Source organism: Pseudomonas chlororaphis, assembly GCF_001921865.1.
GTDB lineage: Bacteria > Pseudomonadota > Gammaproteobacteria > Pseudomonadales > Pseudomonadaceae > Aquipseudomonas > Aquipseudomonas chlororaphis_D.
The window spans coordinates 207,923-226,075 of record NZ_MSCT01000025.1 but is presented as its reverse complement, the minus strand read 5'-3'; the positions used below and the strand labels follow the sequence as shown (position 1 = coordinate 226,075).

The 18,153-nt window shown below is 63.9% G+C and carries 15 protein-coding genes; 8 read left to right on the top strand and 7 right to left on the bottom strand.

What is annotated here, in order from left to right:
• Positions 1–188: 188 nt before the first annotated feature.
• The 4 genes from BTN82_RS30515 to BTN82_RS30500 all read left to right on the top strand — a co-directional run bounded on the left by BTN82_RS30515 (position 189) and on the right by BTN82_RS30500 (position 4,625).
• The gene (locus BTN82_RS30515) at positions 189–1,229 is read left to right on the top strand and encodes a low specificity L-threonine aldolase (RefSeq protein ID WP_075122708.1); all 1,041 of its coding nucleotides are present in this window, start codon (positions 189–191) and stop codon (positions 1,227–1,229) included.
• 168 nt (positions 1,230–1,397) lie between these two features.
• Positions 1,398–2,843, top strand: coding sequence for a purine-cytosine permease family protein (locus BTN82_RS30510; RefSeq protein WP_075122707.1), 1,446 nt, complete (start codon positions 1,398–1,400; stop codon positions 2,841–2,843).
• Positions 2,840–3,664 (top strand): nitrilase-related carbon-nitrogen hydrolase, encoded by an 825-nt coding sequence (locus tag BTN82_RS30505; protein ID WP_075122706.1) that lies wholly within the window; start codon positions 2,840–2,842, stop codon positions 3,662–3,664. Before BTN82_RS30510 ends, BTN82_RS30505 begins: the two co-directional genes overlap by 4 nt.
• A 136-nt stretch (positions 3,665–3,800) precedes the next feature.
• On the top strand, positions 3,801–4,625 hold the full coding sequence (locus BTN82_RS30500) for an SDR family oxidoreductase (protein ID WP_075122705.1): 825 nt from the start codon (positions 3,801–3,803) through the stop codon (positions 4,623–4,625).
• 708 nt (positions 4,626–5,333) lie between these two features.
• Here the strand turns inward: BTN82_RS30500 and gbcB are convergent.
• Positions 5,334–6,434, bottom strand: coding sequence for a glycine-betaine demethylase subunit GbcB (gene gbcB, locus BTN82_RS30495; protein ID WP_075122704.1), 1,101 nt, complete (start codon positions 6,432–6,434; stop codon positions 5,334–5,336).
• 281 nt (positions 6,435–6,715) lie between these two features.
• On the opposite strand from gbcB, the gene gbcA reads away from it, so the two are divergent.
• The gene (gbcA, locus tag BTN82_RS30485) at positions 6,716–8,011 is read left to right on the top strand and encodes a glycine-betaine demethylase subunit GbcA (RefSeq protein WP_075122703.1); all 1,296 of its coding nucleotides are present in this window, start codon (positions 6,716–6,718) and stop codon (positions 8,009–8,011) included.
• Positions 8,012–8,863: 852 nt separating this feature from the next.
• Here the strand turns inward: gbcA and BTN82_RS30480 are convergent.
• From BTN82_RS30480 to BTN82_RS30455, 6 genes are all read right to left on the bottom strand, one after another.
• Positions 8,864–9,634 (bottom strand): electron transfer flavoprotein subunit beta, encoded by a 771-nt coding sequence (locus BTN82_RS30480; protein ID WP_075122702.1) that lies wholly within the window; start codon positions 9,632–9,634, stop codon positions 8,864–8,866.
• Between the two features lie 15 nt (positions 9,635–9,649).
• Positions 9,650–10,870 carry an electron transfer flavoprotein subunit alpha/FixB family protein gene (locus BTN82_RS30475; protein ID WP_075122701.1) on the bottom strand — a complete coding sequence of 407 codons (1,221 nt, stop codon included), beginning with the start codon at positions 10,868–10,870 and terminating at the stop codon, positions 9,650–9,652.
• Positions 10,870–12,816: a dimethylglycine demethylation protein DgcB gene (dgcB, locus tag BTN82_RS30470; RefSeq protein ID WP_075122700.1), complete on the bottom strand. Its 1,947-nt coding sequence runs from the start codon at positions 12,814–12,816 to the stop codon at positions 10,870–10,872. The genes BTN82_RS30475 and dgcB overlap by 1 nt, the downstream gene beginning before the upstream one ends.
• A 140-nt stretch (positions 12,817–12,956) precedes the next feature.
• On the bottom strand, positions 12,957–15,017 hold the full coding sequence (dgcA, locus tag BTN82_RS30465) for a dimethylglycine demethylation protein DgcA (RefSeq protein WP_075122699.1): 2,061 nt from the start codon (positions 15,015–15,017) through the stop codon (positions 12,957–12,959).
• Between the two features lie 15 nt (positions 15,018–15,032).
• On the bottom strand, positions 15,033–15,563 hold the full coding sequence (locus BTN82_RS30460) for a DUF5943 domain-containing protein (RefSeq protein ID WP_075122698.1): 531 nt from the start codon (positions 15,561–15,563) through the stop codon (positions 15,033–15,035).
• Positions 15,564–15,773: 210 nt separating this feature from the next.
• Positions 15,774–16,751, bottom strand: coding sequence for a dipeptidase (locus tag BTN82_RS30455; RefSeq protein ID WP_075122697.1), 978 nt, complete (start codon positions 16,749–16,751; stop codon positions 15,774–15,776).
• A 221-nt stretch (positions 16,752–16,972) separates the two neighbouring features.
• Between BTN82_RS30455 and BTN82_RS30445 the strand changes: the two genes are divergently transcribed.
• The 3 genes from BTN82_RS30445 (at position 16,973) to BTN82_RS30435 (ending at position 18,126) form a co-directional block, all read left to right on the top strand.
• On the top strand, positions 16,973–17,374 hold the full coding sequence (locus BTN82_RS30445) for a lysozyme inhibitor LprI family protein (RefSeq protein WP_075122695.1): 402 nt from the start codon (positions 16,973–16,975) through the stop codon (positions 17,372–17,374).
• A gap of 190 nt (positions 17,375–17,564) precedes the next feature.
• A complete protein-coding gene (locus BTN82_RS30440) occupies positions 17,565–17,819 on the top strand; it encodes a type II toxin-antitoxin system RelE family toxin (protein WP_075122694.1) in 255 nt (84 codons plus the stop codon).
• Entirely contained in the window at positions 17,800–18,126 is a 327-nt protein-coding gene (locus BTN82_RS30435; protein WP_075122693.1) for a helix-turn-helix domain-containing protein, read from the top strand. Before BTN82_RS30440 ends, BTN82_RS30435 begins: the two co-directional genes overlap by 20 nt.
• The last annotated feature ends 27 nt before the right edge of the window (positions 18,127–18,153 follow it).

Here is an 18,153-nt window from a genome sequence, read left to right as displayed (position 1 = left end):
CGCCCATAAACAGTGCGTGTGCTCCCTCGCCAATCTTGGGTAAAGTGGCGCACCACCGACCTTTGCCGGCCCTGCCGGGTCAAACCTCGTTGCGCAGCTTTACCCAAGGGCTCCTTACCCTGGAGCGCCTTATCCGGGGCCTTTTATCGAAGGGCTCCCTTCTCGGACCTTTAGCACGGAAGACGGCCATGACCGACAAGAGCCAACAATTCGCCAGCGACAACTATTCCGGCATTTGCCCCGAGGCCTGGGCGGCCATGGAACAGGCCAACCATGGCCACGAACGCGCCTACGGCGACGACCAGTGGACCGCGCGCGCCTCCGATTATTTCCGCAAACTGTTCGAAACCGACTGCGAAGTGTTCTTCGCCTTCAACGGCACCGCCGCCAACTCCCTGGCCCTGTCGTCGCTGTGCCAGAGTTACCACAGCGTCATCTGCTCGGAAACCGCCCACGTCGAAACCGACGAATGCGGCGCCCCGGAATTCTTCTCCAACGGTTCCAAGTTGCTGATCGCCGGCACCGAGAACGGCAAGCTGACCCCAGCCTCGATCCGCGACATCGCCCTCAAGCGCCAGGACATCCACTACCCCAAGCCCCGGGTGGTGACCCTGACCCAGGCCACCGAGGTCGGCAGCGTCTACACCCCGGAAGAAATCCGCGCCATCAGCGCCACCTGCAAGGAACTGGGGCTGAACCTGCACATGGACGGCGCGCGTTTCTCCAACGCCTGCGCCTTCCTCGGCTGCTCGCCCGCCGACCTGACCTGGAAGGCCGGGGTCGACGTGTTGTGCTTCGGCGGCACGAAAAACGGCATGGCGGTGGGCGAGGCGATCCTGTTCTTCAACCACAAGCTGGCCGAAGACTTCGACTACCGCTGCAAGCAGGCCGGCCAGTTGGCCTCGAAAATGCGCTTCTTGTCCGCGCCCTGGGTCGGCCTGCTGGAGAACGACGCCTGGCTCAAATACGCCCGCCACGCCAACCGTTGCGCGCAGTTGCTGGCGCAGCTGGTGGCGGACATTCCCGGCGTGGAACTGATGTTCCCGGTGCAGGCCAACGGCGTGTTCCTGCAACTCTCGGAGCCGGCCATCGCCGCGCTGACCGCCAGGGGCTGGCGCTTCTACACCTTCATCGGTAAAGGCGGCGCGCGCTTCATGTGCTCGTGGGATACCGAAGAAGCGCGGGTGCGCGAACTGGCGGCGGACATTCGCCTGGTCATGGCCGGCTGAAACCCGCGCGCCGCCCGGCTCCTGCCAGCATCAGGCGCCGGGCGACAAGCCGTGGATCCGGCATCAGTTCACAGATTTCTAAACTGATTATTTCCCCTCGCTGATTCAACATCACAGGCGTATATCCGAGACTCCGGGTCAATTTTATAAAAACAAGGCAACGACCCCATGACCAGCCTGCCTGCGGCAACGGAAAAAGCCCCGTCACCGACGCTCAAGATCGAAACCCGCTCCATCGACTACGTACCGCGCGACGAGCGCCACGGCAAAGTCTGGCACCAGGGGCCTTTCTGGTTCACCGGCAACTTCGTCCTGACCACCATGGTCACCGGTTTCACCGGCGCGGCCCTGGGCCTGAGCCTGTACTACTCGATCCTGGCCATCGTCATCGGCGTCTGCCTGGGCACCTTCTGCATGGCCTTCCACGCCAACCAGGGACCGCGCATGGGCCTGCCGCAGATGATCCAGTCGCGGGCGCAATTCGGCCTGCGCGGGGCCATCGTGCCCTTCACCGCCGTGGTCTTCGTCTACATCGGCTTCAACGTGTTCAACGTGATCCTCGCCACCGACGCCATCAACACCGTGATGCCCGGCACCCGCGCGCCCTGGTACAGCCTGATGATCGTCATCGCGGTGATCATCGCCGTGGTCGGGCACGACCTGCTGCACGCCGTGCAGCGCTGGCTGACCTACCTCATGATCAGCGTGTTCACCGTGCTGACCGTCAGCGCCTTGATGACCCTGCACGCCGATGCCGCCGTGGCCGACGCACATTTCTCCTGGTCGGCCTTCCTGATCCAGCTGTCGGCGGCCGCCGGCTACCAGATCAGCTATTCGGTGTACGTCTCGGACTACTCGCGCTACCTGCCGCACAAGACCCCGTCGCGCCAGGTGATTTTCTGGACCTACCTGGGCGCCGCGGGCTCGGCGCTGTGGCTGATGTCCCTGGGCGCCTTCCTCGCCTCCGCCCTGCCCTCGCCCGACGCCATCGGCAGCGTGCGTGAAGTCGGCAACCAAGTGATCCCGGGCTTCGGCACCTTTACCGTGCTGATCGCCGTGCCGGCGCTGGTCGGCATCATGGCGGTCAACTGCTACGGCGCGATGCTCACCGGCATCAGCGCCATCGACGGTTTCCTGCAAGTCCAGCCGACCCTCAAGAGCCGGGTGGTGGGCATCGCCCTGGTGGCGGTGGTGATCTTCCTGATCGCCATGAACATTCCCGACAGCTACCTGGCAAGCTTCAACACCTTCGTGTTGCTGATGCTGTATTTCCTGGTGCCCTGGACCGCGGTCAACCTGGCGGACTTCTACGTGGTGCGCAAAGGTCACTACGCCATCAACGACATTTTCAACCCGGCCGGGATCTACGGCCGCTGGGCCATGCCCGGCCTGGTCGCCTATTTCCTCGGCCTGATCGCGATGATTCCGTTCATGTCCCTGAGCTTCTACCAGGGCCCGGTTTCCCAGGCGCTTGACGGCGCGGACATCGCCTTCGTCGTCGGCCTGGCCGTGGCCGGCGTCGCCTACTGGGCCCTGACCCGCGGCCTGGACCTCGACGCCGAGCGCCTGGCGATCCAGGCCAGCGAACGCCAACTGGAAGGAGAAGCCCGATGACCGCACCCGACACCCTGAAAGTCGCCTGCCAGCAGGTCGCCCCGCGGGTCGGCGACCTCGCCTACAACCGTGAGCTGGGCCAGCGCGCCATCCGCGAAGCGGCAGCCCTGGGCGCCCAGGTCATCGTGCTGCCGGAGCTGGTGCAAAGCGGTTACGTGTTCAACGACCGGGAGGAAGCGCTGGCCCTGGCCGAGACCCTCGACGGGCCGACGCTGAGCCTGTGGAAAGCCCTGGCCGAAGAGCTGCAGGTGGTGATAGTCGGCGGTTTCTGCGAACGCCTGGATGACCAGGCCGTGGCCAACAGCGCCGCGCTGGTCGAACCTGAAGGGCGGGTGACGGTGTACCGCAAGGCCCATCTGTGGGACCGGGAAAAACTCGTGTTCACGGTCGGCGAGCAGCCGCCGCCAGTGGTCGAGACGCGCTTCGGCGCCATCGCGCTGATGATCTGCTACGACCTGGAGTTCCCGGAATGGGTGCGCCTGCCAGCCCTGGCCGGCGCCGCCCTGCTCTGCGCGCCGGTCAACTGGCCGGACGGACCGCGCCCCGCGGGCGAGCGCCCGGCGGAAATGGTCCGGGTCCAGGCCAACGCGGCGGTCAACCGTATGTTCATCGCCGCCTGCGACCGCTGCGGCGACGAACGTGGCGTGGCCTGGGTCGGCGGCTCGCTGATCGTCGACGCCGACGGTTATCCGCTGGCCGGTGCCATGCGCAACGCCCAGGGCCAACTGCTGCTGGCCGAGTTGCCTCTGGCGGATGCGCGGCACAAGCACATCAGCCGCCATAACCACGTCCACCTCGACCGTCGCCCGGCGCTGTACTGATCCCGCCCCCGCTGTGGGCCGCTGCGCGGTCCCGGCCTTTTCGCCCCTGAATCGCGCGCATCGCCAGACATCGACTAGATTGACTGGCGAGCCGCTGCATCCGCTCGGACAACGACAATGATTCAGGAGCGTTTCCATGTCCTTACAAGGCAAGACCCTGTTCATCACCGGCGCCAGCCGCGGCATCGGCCGCGAGATCGCCCTGCGAGCGGCGCGAGACGGGGCCAATATCGTGATCGCGGCAAAGAGCGCCGAACCCCATCCCAAGCTTCCCGGCACCATCTTCAGCGTCGCCCGCGAAGTCGAGGCGGCCGGCGGCCAGGCCCTGGCCTTGCAGTTGGACGTGCGCGACGAAGACGCGGTGCGCCAAGCCCTGGCCAAGGCCGCCGAGCGGTTCGGCGCGATCGATGCGTTGGTCAACAATGCCGGGGCGATCAAGCTGACCGGGGTGCAGCACATCGAACTCAAGCGCTTCGACCTGATGCACCAGATCAACACCCGCGCGGTGCTGCTGTGCAGCCAGGCGGCCCTGCCCTACCTGAAACAGAGCGCCGGCCACATCCTCAACCTGTCGCCGCCGTTGAACCTGGCGAGCAAATGGTTCGCCCAGTACAGCCCCTATACCGTGACCAAATACGGCATGAGCATGCTGACCCTGGGCATGAGCGAGGAATTCGGCAACTACGGCATCAGCGTCAACTCGCTGTGGCCGCAGACCATGATCGCCACCGCCGCCATCGAGTTCCAACTGGGCAGCCGCGAATCGTTCAAGCATGCGCGCACCCCGGCGATCATGGCCGACGCCGCCCACGCGATCCTCTCCAGCGGCCAGCGCCGCATCACCGGGCGGCTATTGATCGACGAGGAAATCCTGCGCGAACAAGGGGTGAGCGACTTCAGCCATTACCGCTTCGATCCCGATGGCAGCGAAACGCTGATGACTGACTTGTTTGTCGATTGAAGGGGTCGGCCCGACGGCGACTAGCATTCCGGCGCCGCCGTCGTAAACCGACGGTGCCCTTTTGCATGACAGACCAGGACAGAAGTTTGATGACGGTTGCCTCAACTTCATCAACTTGAGTCGACAAAAGACACTTCCCTACTCGGAGCATCAACTATCCAGCAAGCAACAGCATGAACTTAGTACTCGTCCTATGGATAGGATACGGCCCCTGCGCCAGACTTCAGTTCCTTCTCGTGAACCCTATCAACCCCCAACTTAAAGAGAGGTAACAATGAAGTACCTGATATTGGCTTTCTCGCTCTTGTCGATCAACAGCGTGGCGTACGCAGCAAAAAACCCTTGCGAATATGGCGAGCCCAAGTGCATTTGCTTCCCAAGCGGCCAGTGCGTAGATGCTGGGGATATTGGAATCTTCCCTTAATCCCTGGCGTCATGAATATTGGGCGGCTTTAATATAGTCGCCCGGTGTTCATACCAAAACACAGCGCACGTATAGATTGACGAATCTTTATCCTGCCCTTCTGAGGCTCAAGCTCCACCCCATAAAAAACCAACTTAACTTCGTCACCTCAAGTAACTAATTCAACGACTCATAAGTTCGGTTATCCGCATTACGACTTTCTGCAATATGTCCAGGCAGCCATTGCGACGCTGGCGTCATTGCGCGGTCGACCCCGGGCTGACCCCGGGATCGGCAACCGCCACTCAATACTCGACCCGCACATCCCCCTTCGGCACGCTGCAGCAGGACAGGATGTAGCCTTCAGCTTCATCTTCCTCGGTGATGCCGCCGTTGTGGTCCATCTCCACCTCGCCACCCAGCTTGAGCACCTTGCAGGTGCCGCAGATGCCCATGCCGCACGCCTTGGGGATCATCAGGCCGAGCTTGGCCGCGGCGGCGTGGACGGTCTCGCCCGGCGCCACGCGGATGCTCTTGCCCGACGTGGTGAACTCCACCTGATGCAAGTCGGCGGCGTCGACTTCCGGCGCCTCGGCCGCTTGTTCCGCCTGTTCCACCGCATCGGCGCGGGCTTCCGCCGGCGTCGCGCCGAAGGACTCCTCGTGGTAGCGCGACATGTCGAAGCCGGCGGTTTCGAGCAGGCGCTTGACCGCGTTCATATAAGGCGTCGGGCCGCAGCAGAACACCTCGCGCTCGAGGAAGTCCGGCGCCATCAGCTCCAGCATCTTGTGGTTCAGGTAGCCGCGATAGCCGGCCCAGGGCTCACCCAGGCCGTGCTTCTCGCAGATCAGGTGCAGGCTGAAGTTGTCGATCCGCGACGCCATGTGCTCCAGCTCGCGGTGATAAATGATGTCCTTGGGCGAACGGGCGCTGTGGATGAACACCATGTCGACATTGCCGTTGGTGTCGTAGAACCAGCGCGCCATGGACATCACCGGAGTGATGCCGACGCCACCGCTGAGGTAGAGGATTTTCGGGCTCGGGAAGTCGATGGCGTTGAACAGCCCCACCGGCCCGTGCACCGCCAGTTCCTGGCCTTCGTGCAGGGTGTCGTGCAGCCAGTTGGAGACCTTGCCGCCCGGCACGCGCTTGATGGTCACCGAGAAGCTGTAGGGCACCGAGGGCGAGCTGGAAATGGTGTAGGAACGCATCACCGGCTGGCCGTCGATCTCCAGCTCCAGGGTGACGAACTGCCCCGGCTTGAAGAAGAACATGATCGGCTGGTCGGCCATGAAGCAGAAGGTTCGCACGTCCCAGGTTTCCTGGATGACCTTGACGCAACGGACGATGTGTCGGCCATTGGCCCAGGTCTGGGTGGTTACCGGGTTCAGGAAGTTGTTGGACATGCTGTTCTCCACGGCCGACTGCCGGCCTCATGTGGCGATTGTGCGCAGGCCCATGAACGCCCATTTACCTATCCGCGACATTCACATGCTTATCGCGACCAGCCCCCAACCACCGGGGCTTGCGCGTCGGGAACAGATTGGGCCGTGTCGCCCATGGATAAGGTTGAGGGGCGCGCCGGCCGCACACTCGCCTCAACTGATAACCGCTGATTTTTCAGCCTTGCGTAGCACACCCGTAGCCACTTTCGCCGGCCACACAGATGGCCATGAGGACTAAAACGATGGACGTCACCGCAACCCTGAGCCTGGGCGATCCGCTGGAACCCGCACGCAAGGCCACCGCACAGATGCTCCAAGAACGCGAGCGGACCTTCTCCCTGCCGCAGCCGTTCTACTGCGACGAGCGCCTGTTCGATATCGACATGCAGGAGATCTTCCAGAAGGAATGGTTGATCGCCGGCATGACCTGCGAGATCCCGACCAAGGGCAACTACCTGACCCTGCAGGTCGGCAAGAACCCGATCATCGTGATCCGCGGCGCCGACGGCGTAGTCCATGCCTTCCACAACGTCTGCCGCCACCGTGGCTCGCGCCTGTGCACCAGCGAAAAAGGCAAGGTCGCCAAGCTGGTCTGCCACTACCACCAGTGGACCTACGAACTGGACGGCCGCCTGCTGTTCGCCGGCACCGAGATGGGCGCCGACTTCGACATGAAGCAGTACGGCCTCAAGCCGGTGAACGTGAAGACCGCGGGCGGCTACATCTTCATCTCGCTGGCCGAGAACCCGCCGGCCATCGACGACTTCCTGTCGACCCTGACGCACTACATGGAACCCTACGACATGGAGAACACCAAGGTGGCGGTGCAGACCACCTTGATGGAAAAAGCCAACTGGAAACTGGTGCTGGAAAACAACCGCGAGTGCTACCACTGCGGCGGTTCGCACCCTGAACTGTTGAAAACCCTGCTGGAATGGGACGACGTCACCGACCCGCGCGCCGACCAGGCATTCAAGGACCATGTGGCCGCCTCCGCCGCCGCCTGGGACGCTGAGAAGATCCCTTACGCCCACGCCAGCTTCGGCCTGCGCAACCGTATCGTGCGCATGCCGCTGCTCAAGGGCACCGTGTCCATGACCATGGACGGCAAGCAGGGCTGCGCCAAGCTGATGGGCCGGATCAAGAACCCGGACCTGGGCTCGATGCGCATCCTGCACCTGCCGCATTCGTGGAACCACTGCATGGGCGACCACATCATCGTGTTCACCGTGTGGCCGATCAGCGCCCAGGAAACCATGGTCACCACCAAGTGGCTGGTGCACAAGGACGCGGTCGAAGGCGTGGACTACGACGTGGAACGCATGCGCCAGGTGTGGGACGCGACCAACGACCAGGACCGTCGCCTGGCCGAGGAAAACCAGCGCGGCATCAACTCCACCGCCTACCAGCCCGGCCCGTACTCCAAGACCTATGAGTTCGGCGTGGTCAATTTCGTGGACTGGTACAGCGAGCGCATGCTGAGCAACCTCGGCGCCGAACCGGCGCCGTACCTCAAGGGCGTGCCCGTCCACGGCTGATCCACCCTCTGTACCTGTAGGAGCGAAGCTTGCTCGCGATGAACGATAACGCGGTCTGCCAGACGGCCCGCATCGTCCCCATCGCAGGCGAGCCTCGCTCCTACGGAAGAGCGGCGTCCCTGTACAAAATTTGATCTAAAGCCCTCTCGGCCATGGCCGGCAAGGCCCCCAGCCTTTCGCGAACAAGTTATCCACATCTCCACCCACAGCAAATGTGGGCAACTCGGCTTTCAGCCCGCCGACTCATTGGCAAAATCCGAAGAAAATCCGTGACTTATTCAGAAAGGCCGTTCCTGCAAGGCTTTGCTCACTTTTTGATCAGGCCGCTGTAAGCCACGTATTTAAAGGCATCTAGACGAAGGCGAACACCTTATCCACAGAAGCGCCAACAGAGTTTGGGGGCAACTTCGCGGTAAAACCCGGCGAGCTGTGGAAAACCACGGAATAGCACGAAATATCGAAGATTCAGGGGCGCCGACGGGATAAAACCCTGGCTTTGCTTATTTTTTGATCATCACTTTGCAGGCCGCTATTTATAAGGCTTTCAGCGGATAGCGAACATCTTATCCACAAAGAGGCCAACAGACTTTGGGGGCAACTCGGCAGCGGCCGAGGTCCGAAGGAATGCCTTATCCACAGAAAAACCTTCATAAAAACCTCGACTTAGCTTGATCGTTTTTTGTACAGCGCGCTGCGGCGCTTGATGGGTGAGGGTTGTAGAGAGGGACAAACATCTTATCCACAGAGGCGCGCACAGGGATTGTGGGTAAACCTGGAAGGTATGGGGTGTTTGGGAGGATTGATCACGAGCAAGCGTGCTCCTGCAGGAGCACGCTTGCTCGCGATAAGGCCCTAGCGGACCACGCCCTCTTCGATCAACAGCTTGAGGATGGCCTCGGCCCCGGCCTCGGCGCTGACGCCCTTGAGCACCTGGCCGGTGCCACCGCTGGCCTTGGCGGTCGCGGCTTTCATGCGGTCGGCGCCGCTCTTGGCCTTGATCACTTTCAAGCGCTTGGGCCGTGGCTTGGCCGGTTGCAGGCTGGCGCTGGCGAACAACTCGTCGTCGAGCACCTCCACCTGCCGCGCCTGCAACACCCCACGCCGGGCCGGGCCGTAGGCGCTCTGCCGCGGCTTGGGCGCGGCGTTATCCACAGTGGCGAGGAACGGCAGGCGCACCTTCAGCCGACGCCGCTGGCCGCGCGGCAGGGCTTGCAGCACCAGGGCCACGCCACCATCGATGGATTCCACCTGGGCCAGGCCCACCACCAACGGCCAGCCGAGGTTTTCCGCCAGCAGGAAGGGCAGCATGCCCGAGCCTTCGCCGGTTTCCGCCTGGCTGCCGGTGAGCACCACTTGCGCCCCGGCATCGCGCAGGTAATCGGTCAGGGCCGGCAGCGCGTCGGCCCCGGCCGACTGCTCCAGCACATGCATCTGTTCCAGGCCCATGCCCAGGTAGGCGCGCAGGGCCGGCTCGGCGACATCCCCGGCGTGCAGCACTTGCAGCTGGTCCCCGGCCAGTTGCAGCCCCAGCTCGACCGCCCGCGCATCCTGCTCGGCACGCCGCGGCCGGCCGGAAGTCGGGTGGGCGCCAATGGACACCAGGCTGATCACATGAGTACTCATAACCCTATCCTTCCCTTAAGCCGCATCGCGCTTGGCGCCGTTGCGGTAAGCCTCGACCGCGGCGATCAAGGCCTGGAGCAGCTCGGCGCTTTCGCCAATCACCGACAGGTCGGCGCGTTTGATCATGTCGCAGCCCGGGTCGAGGTTGATCGCCACCACCTTGTCGCAGGCACCGATGCCTTGCAGGTGCTGGATCGCCCCGGAGATCCCCACCGCCACGTACACCCGGGCCGTGACCCAGGTGCCCGAGGCGCCGACCTGACGGTCGCGGGCCATGAAGCCGTCGTCCACCGCCACCCGCGACGCGCCTTCGGTGGCGCCCAGGGCCGCGGCGGTGCGGTGGAACAGCTCCCAGTCCTTGACCCCGTTGCCGCCGGAGAAAATGAATTCAGCCTCGGCCATGGGAATCGCCGCCGGGTCCACCGCCACCGCGCCCAGGTCTTCGATCCGCGCCAGGCTGCGCGCCACTGTTGTGGATAACTCCACCGGCAGGGCTTCGTGGCGGGTTTCGCTGACCGGTTCGGCGCATTCGGCGGCAGCCAGGAGCAACCGCGCGACCGGCCGGGCCAGGTCCTGCAAACCGGCGCCGGCGCGGCCGACGCACTGCTCGTCCTTGACCTGCCAGACCCGCGTGGCCGGGCGCTCGCCCAGGGCCGCGGCGAAACGCCGGCCCAGCTCGCCACCGCCGGTGCGGCTGTCGGGCAGCAACCAGTGGCGCGGGTCGAACTGGTTATCCACAGCCCGCAGGCCCTGCACCCGTTGCTCCGGTGCATAACCGTCGAATTCGTTGCCGTCGAGCACCAACAGGCGGTCGACGCCGGCCGTGGCGAAACTCGTTTCCTTGTGCTCGCCGAACACCACGGCCAGCACCGCGCCGTCCTTGCCGGCCAGCTGATGGGCCAGGCCCAGCAGGTCGCGGTCGTGGCTGCTCAGGCGGCCGCCGACCATGTCCGGCACCACGCCGATGTAGAACGCCGGCTGCGCCACTTGATGCAGCGGCAGTTGCACTTCGACCGCGGCGCTGCGCTTGACCGCGCCGCCCTGCTGGGCGCCGCTGCGGTCGATGCGCTTGAGGCCGTTGGGGCCGATGAAGCCGACCCCGTGGGGGTTCTTGCGGATGACGCCGTTGGGCCCCATCCAGCTGTGTTGCGCCGGCTGCATGGCCGCGTGCAGCGGGTGCAGGCGGTTACGGGCGATCCACTCGGCGCGAGGGTCGCGGCGGATAATGTCGCTCATCAGTGGGCCTCCGCGGGTTCACGTTTGGCTGGGCTCGGCTTGGTCGGCGCGGCGTCTTCGAGCAAGGCATCGGCCACCAGTTCGGCGATGTCCTTGATCAGCGGCCGCGGCTCGACCACGCCTTCGAGCATCGCGGTGCATTGCGGGCAACCCACGGCCACCAGCTCAGCGCCGGTTTCGCGGATGTCGTCCATACGCATGTCGGGAATTCGCTGCTTGCCCGGGATGTCGGTGATCGGCGCTCCGCCGCCACCGCCGCAGCAGCGCGAACGGAAGCCCGAACGCTGCATTTCCTTGACCTCGATGCCCAGCGCCCGCAGCACATCGCGCGGCGCTTCGTACTCGCCGTTGTAGCGGCCCAGGTAGCACGGGTCGTGATAGGTCACGCTGTTGCCCTTGGGCTGCCCCAGGTTGAGGGCGCCAGCGGCGATCAGCTCGGCCATGTAGGTGCTGTGGTGCTGCACCCGGTACTCGCCGCCCAGGGCGCCGTATTCGTTTTTCAGCACATGGAAGCTGTGGGGGTCGCAGGTGACGATGCGCTTGAAGCCATATTTGGCCAGGGTCTGGATATTGCGCTTGGCCAGCAGCTGGAAGGTCGCCTCGTCGCCCAGGCGGCGGGCCACGTCGCCACTGTCGCGTTCTTCCAGGCCGAGCACGGCGAAGTCGACCTTGGCCGCTTTCAGCACTTTGACGAAGGCGCGCAGGGTGCGCTGGTTGCGCATGTCGAAGGCCCCGTCGCCGACCCAGAACAGCACGTCGGCGTCGGGCTTGTCGCTCATCAGCGTCAAGTTGAGGTCCGCCGCCCAGTTCATCCGCCCGCCCGGGGCGAAACCGCCCGGGTTGTCGGTGGCGATCAGGTTTTCCAGGACTTCGGCGCCCTTGTTCGGCGTCGCGCCCTTTTCCAGGGTCAGGTGCCGGCGCATGTCGACGATGGCATCGACGTGCTCGATCATCATCGGGCACTCCTCGACGCAGGCGCGGCAGGTGGTGCAGGACCACAGGGTCTCGGCATCCACCAGGCCGTTGACGATCGGCTGGTGCGGGTTGCCCGAATGCTCACCGATCGGTTTGCCTGGGTACGGGCTGCCGGCGAACTGGGCGTCGCTGCCGCCGGCCAGGCCGACCACCATGTCCTGGATCAGCTTTTTCGGGTTCAGCGGCTGGCCGGCGGCAAAGGCCGGGCACGCCGCTTCGCACTTGCCGCACTGCACGCAGGCGTCGAAGCCCAGCAGTTGGTTCCAGGTGAAGTCCTTGGGTTTTTCCACCCCCAGCGGCGCGTTCGGGTCTTCCAGGTCCAGCGGCTTGAGGCCAGTGGAGCGGCCGCCACCGAAGCGCTCGGCGCGGCGGTGCCAGGCCAGATGCAAGGCACCGGCGAAGGCGTGCTTCATCGGCCCGCCCCAAGTCATGCCGAAGAACAGCTCGGACACGCCCCACAACACACCGACCCCGAGGACCACCGCCAACACCCAGCCGCCGAAGTTTTCCGGAAGAATGCCGGCCACCGGCAGGGTCACCAGGAAGAACGAGGCCGAGAACGCCAGCAGACTTTTCGGCAGGCGCATCCACGGGCCTTTCGACAAGCGGCTCGGCGGGTTGCGCCGGCGCCGGTAGACGAAGATCGCGCCAACGAACATCACCGCCGACATCAGCAGCAGCGCATAGCCGAGGATGCGGTTATGCAGGCCGAAACCGTGCACCAGGATCGCCAGGACGATGGACGCCACCGCGCCGCCGGCCGTGGCCACGTGGGTGTTGGCGATGTATTTGTCCCGCGCCACCACGTGGTGCAGGTCGACCATGTAGCGCTTGGGCATGGCCAGCAGGCCGCCGATCAGGTCGACCTTGGACGCGCGGCCCCGGCGCCACATGGCCACCCGCCGCAACGCGCCGAGGACCGCCAGGCCCAGGGCAGCGAACAGCAGGATGGGAAGAAGGGTGTTGAGCATGATGAAGCTCCCAAAGACCGTTTCGGTCGATGTAGCCGCTGCCGCAGGCTGCGATGAAGTCCGCAGGACTTCCCGGCGGACTCAAGAGCGCGACTGCTTCGCAGTCGATCGCAGCCTTCGGCAGCGGCTACAGGTATGGCTTAGAAATCCTTGCAGATCCGCAGGGCGTCGTAGATGGCCGCGTGGGTGTTGCGCTGGGCCACGCAGTCGCCGATGCGGAACAGCAGGTAACCGTCGCCCGCCTGGCTCAACGATGGTTGCGGCTTGATCGCGAACAGCGCCTCGACGTCGACCTGGCCCTTGTTGCGCGAGCCTTCCTTGAGCGCGTAGTAGATCGCTTCGTCCGGCCGCACGCCGTTCTCCACCACCACCTGGTCGACCACCCGCTCCTCCTTGGCGCCGGTGTATTCGTTCTCCAGCACCGCCACCAGCTTGTCACCTTCGCGGTAGACCTTTTCCAGCATCATGTCGCCGGTCATGATCACTTCCTTGGGGTACATGCTGCGGTAGTAGGTCGGGAACGACGTACCGCCGATGGCCACGCCCGGCTTGATGTCGTCGGTGACGATCTCGACCTGGCTGCCCTTGTCGGCGAGGAAGTCGGCCACCGACATGCCGGTGAACTCGCAGATGGTGTCGTAGACCAGCACGTTCTTGCCCGGCGCGACCTTGCCGTCGAGCACGTCCCAGCTGCTGACCACCAGCCCTTCGGCGGCGCCCCAGTGCTCGTTCTGCTCGAGGAACGGATGCCCGCCGACGGCCAGCACCACGATGTCCGGACGCAAGTCGAGGATGGTCTCGGCATCGGCCGCGGTGCCCAGGCGCAGGTCGACCTTCAGCCGTGCCAGCTCCAGCTGGTACCAGCGGGTGATGCCGGCGATCTGGTCGCGCTGCGGGGCTTTCGCGGCGGTGGTGATCTGCCCGCCAATCGCTTCCTTCTTCTCGAACAGGGTCACGTCGTGGCCGCGTTCGGCCGCCACCCGCGCCGACTCCATCCCGGCAGGACCGGCCCCGACAATCACCACCTTGCGCTTGGGCCCGGTGGATTTCTCGATGATGTGCGGCACGCCCATGTATTCGCGGGAGGTCGCGGCGTTCTGGATGCACAGCACGTCCAGGCCCTGGTACTGGCGGTCGATGCAATAGTTGGCGCCCACGCACTGCTTGATCTGGTCGATCTGGCCCATCTTGATCTTGGCGATCAGGTGCGGGTCGGCGATGTGCGCGCGGGTCATGCCGACCATGTCGACGTAGCCGCCTTCGAGGATACGGGTGGCCTGGTTCGGGTCCTTGATGTTCTGCGCGTGCAGCACCGGGACCTTGACCACTTCCTTGATCCCGGCGGCCAGGTGCAGGAATGGCTCCGGCGGGTAACTCATGTTCGGAATCACGTTGGCCAGGGTGTTGTGGGTGTCGCAACCCGAGCCCACGACGCCGATGAAATCGAGCATGCCGGTGTCGTCGTAATACTTGGCGATCTGCTTCATGTCCTCATGGGACAAACCGTCCGGGTGGAACTCGTCGCCGCAGATACGCATGCCCACGCAGAAATCGTCGCCGACCTCGGCGCGCACGGCTTTCAGGACTTCCAGGCCGAACTTCATCCGGCCCTCGAAGCTGCCGCCCCATTCGTCGGTACGCTTGTTGACCCGCGGGCTCCAGAACTGGTCGATCATGTGCTGGTGCACGGCGGACAGCTCGACGCCATCCAGGCCGCCGGCCTTGGCGCGGCGCGCGGCCTGGGCGTAGTTGCCGATCACCCGCCAGATCTCCTCGACCTCGATGGTCTTGCAGGTGGCGCGGTGCACCGGTTCGCGGATGCCCGACGGCGACATCAGGGTCGGCCAGTTGAAACCGTCCCAGCGCGAGCGGCGGCCCATGTGGGTAATCTGGATCATGATCTTGGCGCCATGCTTGTGCATGGCGTCGGCCAGGTTCTGGAAGTGCGGGATGATGCGGTCGGTAGACAGGTTCACCGAGCTCCACCATTCCTGCGGGCTGTCGATCGCCACCACGGACGAGCCGCCGCAGATCGCCAGGCCGATGCCGCCCTTGGCTTTCTCTTCGTAATACTTCACGTAGCGGTCGGTGGTCATGCCGCCGTCGGTGGCGTAGACCTCGGCGTGCGCGGTGCTGAGCACGCGGTTGCGGATGGTCAATTTGCCGATCTGGATCGGCTGGAACATCGCTTCGAAAGCCATTTTTCTTAACTCCGCTTACAACGGCTTGACGGTGAACAGGCCATCGTCGTGGCCTTCTTCGGAACCGCCGTACACCTGCTCGGCAACGGTGCGGATCTTGCTGCCGCGGGCGGCCAGGATCTGGTCCATGGCGCCGGCGAACCAGCCGGTGAACATGTAGTCGACCTTGCGCCCGACCTTGCCGTACACGTAGACGAAGGCCGAGTGTTCGAGCTTGACGCTGGCGGTGCCCTGGTCGAGGTCGATGTCCTGGATCTTGAACAGGCCCCAGCCGCGCTGCGACAGGCGCTTCATGTAGTGCTCGAACACCGCGACGCCTTCCAGGCCGTGGCATTCGGCTTCTTTCTCGCACCAGTGCCAGGCGGATTTGTAGCCGGCCTTGTAGAGGATCTCGGCGTAGGCGTCGGCGCCCAGCACTTCCTCGATGCCGATGTGGTTGTTGACGAAGAAGTGACGCGGCACGTACAGCATCGGCAGGGCGTCGGAGGTCCAGACACCGGTTTCGCTGTCGACTTCGATAGGCAGTTGCGGGGCGATCTTGGCCATGGAAACTTAACTCCGGAAAATTCGTTTTTGGCTTAGCAAAGCCTTGGCTTTGCATTCATGAAAAGCTGTGTGAATGCCTTTGGAGCCGTAGCGAGCACGTCGAGAGCAAGGAAGGACCGGAACGACAAGCGAGACAGTACGGAACGTACGGCGAGCTTGGCGTGAGGACCTGACGCAGCTATCGGCGAGCGGAGTAGGCTCCAGAGGTATTCACTCGCCCCAGACGTCCTTCAGGACATTCACCCAGTTCTCGCCCATGATCTTGCGCACCACGCGCTCGGGGTGGCCGCGCTTGAGCAGGGTCTCGGTGAGGTTGGGGAACTCGCCCACGGTACGGATGCCCAGCGGGTTGATGATCTTGCCGAAGTTGGTCAGGCGCCGGGCGTAGCCCTTGTCGTGGGTCAGGTACTCGAAGAAGTCCTGGCCATGACCCTGGGTGAAGTCGGTGCCGATGCCGATGGCGTCTTCGCCGACGATATTCATGGTGTATTCGATGGCTTCGGCGTAGTCGTCGATGGTCGAATCGATGCCCTTGGCCAGGAACGGCGCGAACATGGTCACGCCGACGAAACCGCCGTGGTCGGCGATGAATTTCAGTTCTTCATCGGACTTGTTGCGCGGGTGCTCCTTGAGGCCCGACGGCAGGCAGTGGGAATAGCAGACCGGCTTCTTCGATTCGAGGATGACTTCCTCAGAAGTCTTGGAACCGACGTGGGACAGGTCGCACATGACGCCGACGCGGTTCATCTCGGCGACGATCTCGCGGCCGAAACCCGACAGGCCGCCGTCGCGCTCGTAGCAGCCGGTGCCCACCAGGTTCTGGGTGTTGTAGCACATCTGCACGATGCCCACGCCCAGCTGTTTGAACACCTCGACGTAGCCGATCTGGTCCTCGAAAGCGTGGGCGTTCTGGAAGCCGAACAGGATGCCGGTCTTGCCCTGCTCCTTGGCCTTGCGGATGTCGGCGGTGGTCCGCACCGGCATCACCAGGTCGCTGTTGTCGCGGATCAGTTTCTGGCTGGAGGCGATGTTGTTGACCGTGGCCTGGAAGCCCTCCCACACCGACACGGTGCAGTTGGCGGCAGTCAGGCCGCCCTTGCGCATGTCCTCGAACAGCTCACGGTTCCACTTGGCAATGATCAGCCCGTCGATAACGATGCTGTCGGCGTGCAATTCGGCTGGGCTCATCAGGCAGTCCCCTTATTGGCGATTCATGCGCCGAATCGTCTGCCGGCGCTTTGGGGTCAGCATATGCCTCGGTGCCTGGGCAGCCGGGTGCAAAAACGACAGGGGAATTGCCGAAAGCGTCAAGGAGCGACAAAGGGTCTGCCGGGCGCTCCTTGCCCCATCTGTTCTTTGTCATCGGCATGGGCCAGAATCCGCCGCATCATCAGATTTAGGGCGACGCAATGAAACCGATCCTCCTGGCTTTGGCACTGCTGGCGACTGGCGTACACGCGGCTGAAGAGGCCGACACCTCCCCTTGCGACGCCATCGAAAACGACCAGCAAACCCTGGAATGCGCCACCTTCAACAAGACCACAGCCGAGCAACTGCTGAACGACAACCTGCAGGGCCTGCTGGAACGCCTGGGCACGCAGTACGGCAGCGACAAGGCGCAACTGGCCGACATCACCGCCAAGGTCCGGGCCGCCCAGCAGCTGTGGCAGAAACAGCGCGACGCCGATTGCGCCGTCGACACCTTCCCCGCCAAGCCCGGGAGCAAGGCCTACAACATTGCCCAGAACGACTGCCTGGCGCGGATGAGCGACGAGCGGTCGGAGTTTCTCGAGTCGATCGGGCAGGAATAACAGTTCTTCTGCGCCTGTAATACCGCCATCGCGAGCAAGCTCGCTTCTGTAGGAGCGAGCTTGCTCGCGAAAAATCGCCCGGCCACCGCTGTAACCAGACATGAGTAATACCCGGACAAGGTTCCTTCCTTGGCGCTCGGGCAGATATAAGCAAAGATTGATTAATCTTATAAAAGGCTTATATTCGCTCATGAACAGCATTCTGTGGACCCGCAAGGCCGTCAAACAACTGCTGCGATTGCACAGCGCCCACCAGGTACAGATTCGCGACGCGGTGACCTTGCTCGGCGACATGCCCGACACCGGCAACGTCAAGGCGCTCAGCGGCCACACCTATGCCTACCGCCTGCGAGTGGGCAATTACCGAATCCTGTTCGACTGGGACGGCGCTATCCGAGTGGTCAGTATCCAAGAGGTCAAGAAACGTGACGAACGCACCGACTGACATCCAGATCATCAAGGGCGCGGACGGCCAGCCGGCCTTCGTGGTCATTCCCTACGCCCAGTATGTGGCGCAACAGAAAGCGCCGGACCTGATCCCCCATGACGTGGTCAGCCGCATCGTCGACGGCGCCACGCCGATCCGCGCCTGGCGCGAGCACCTGCACCTGACCCAGGATGAGGTCGCCCAGCGCCTGGGCATTTCCCAGCCGGCCTTCGCCCAGCAGGAAAGCGTCGCCAAGCCGCGCCGCGCCACCCGCGAGAAGATTGCCGCGGCCTTCGGCATTCGCGCCGACCAGCTGGAACTGTAAGCTGCACGCCATTCACCGAGAAAAGGT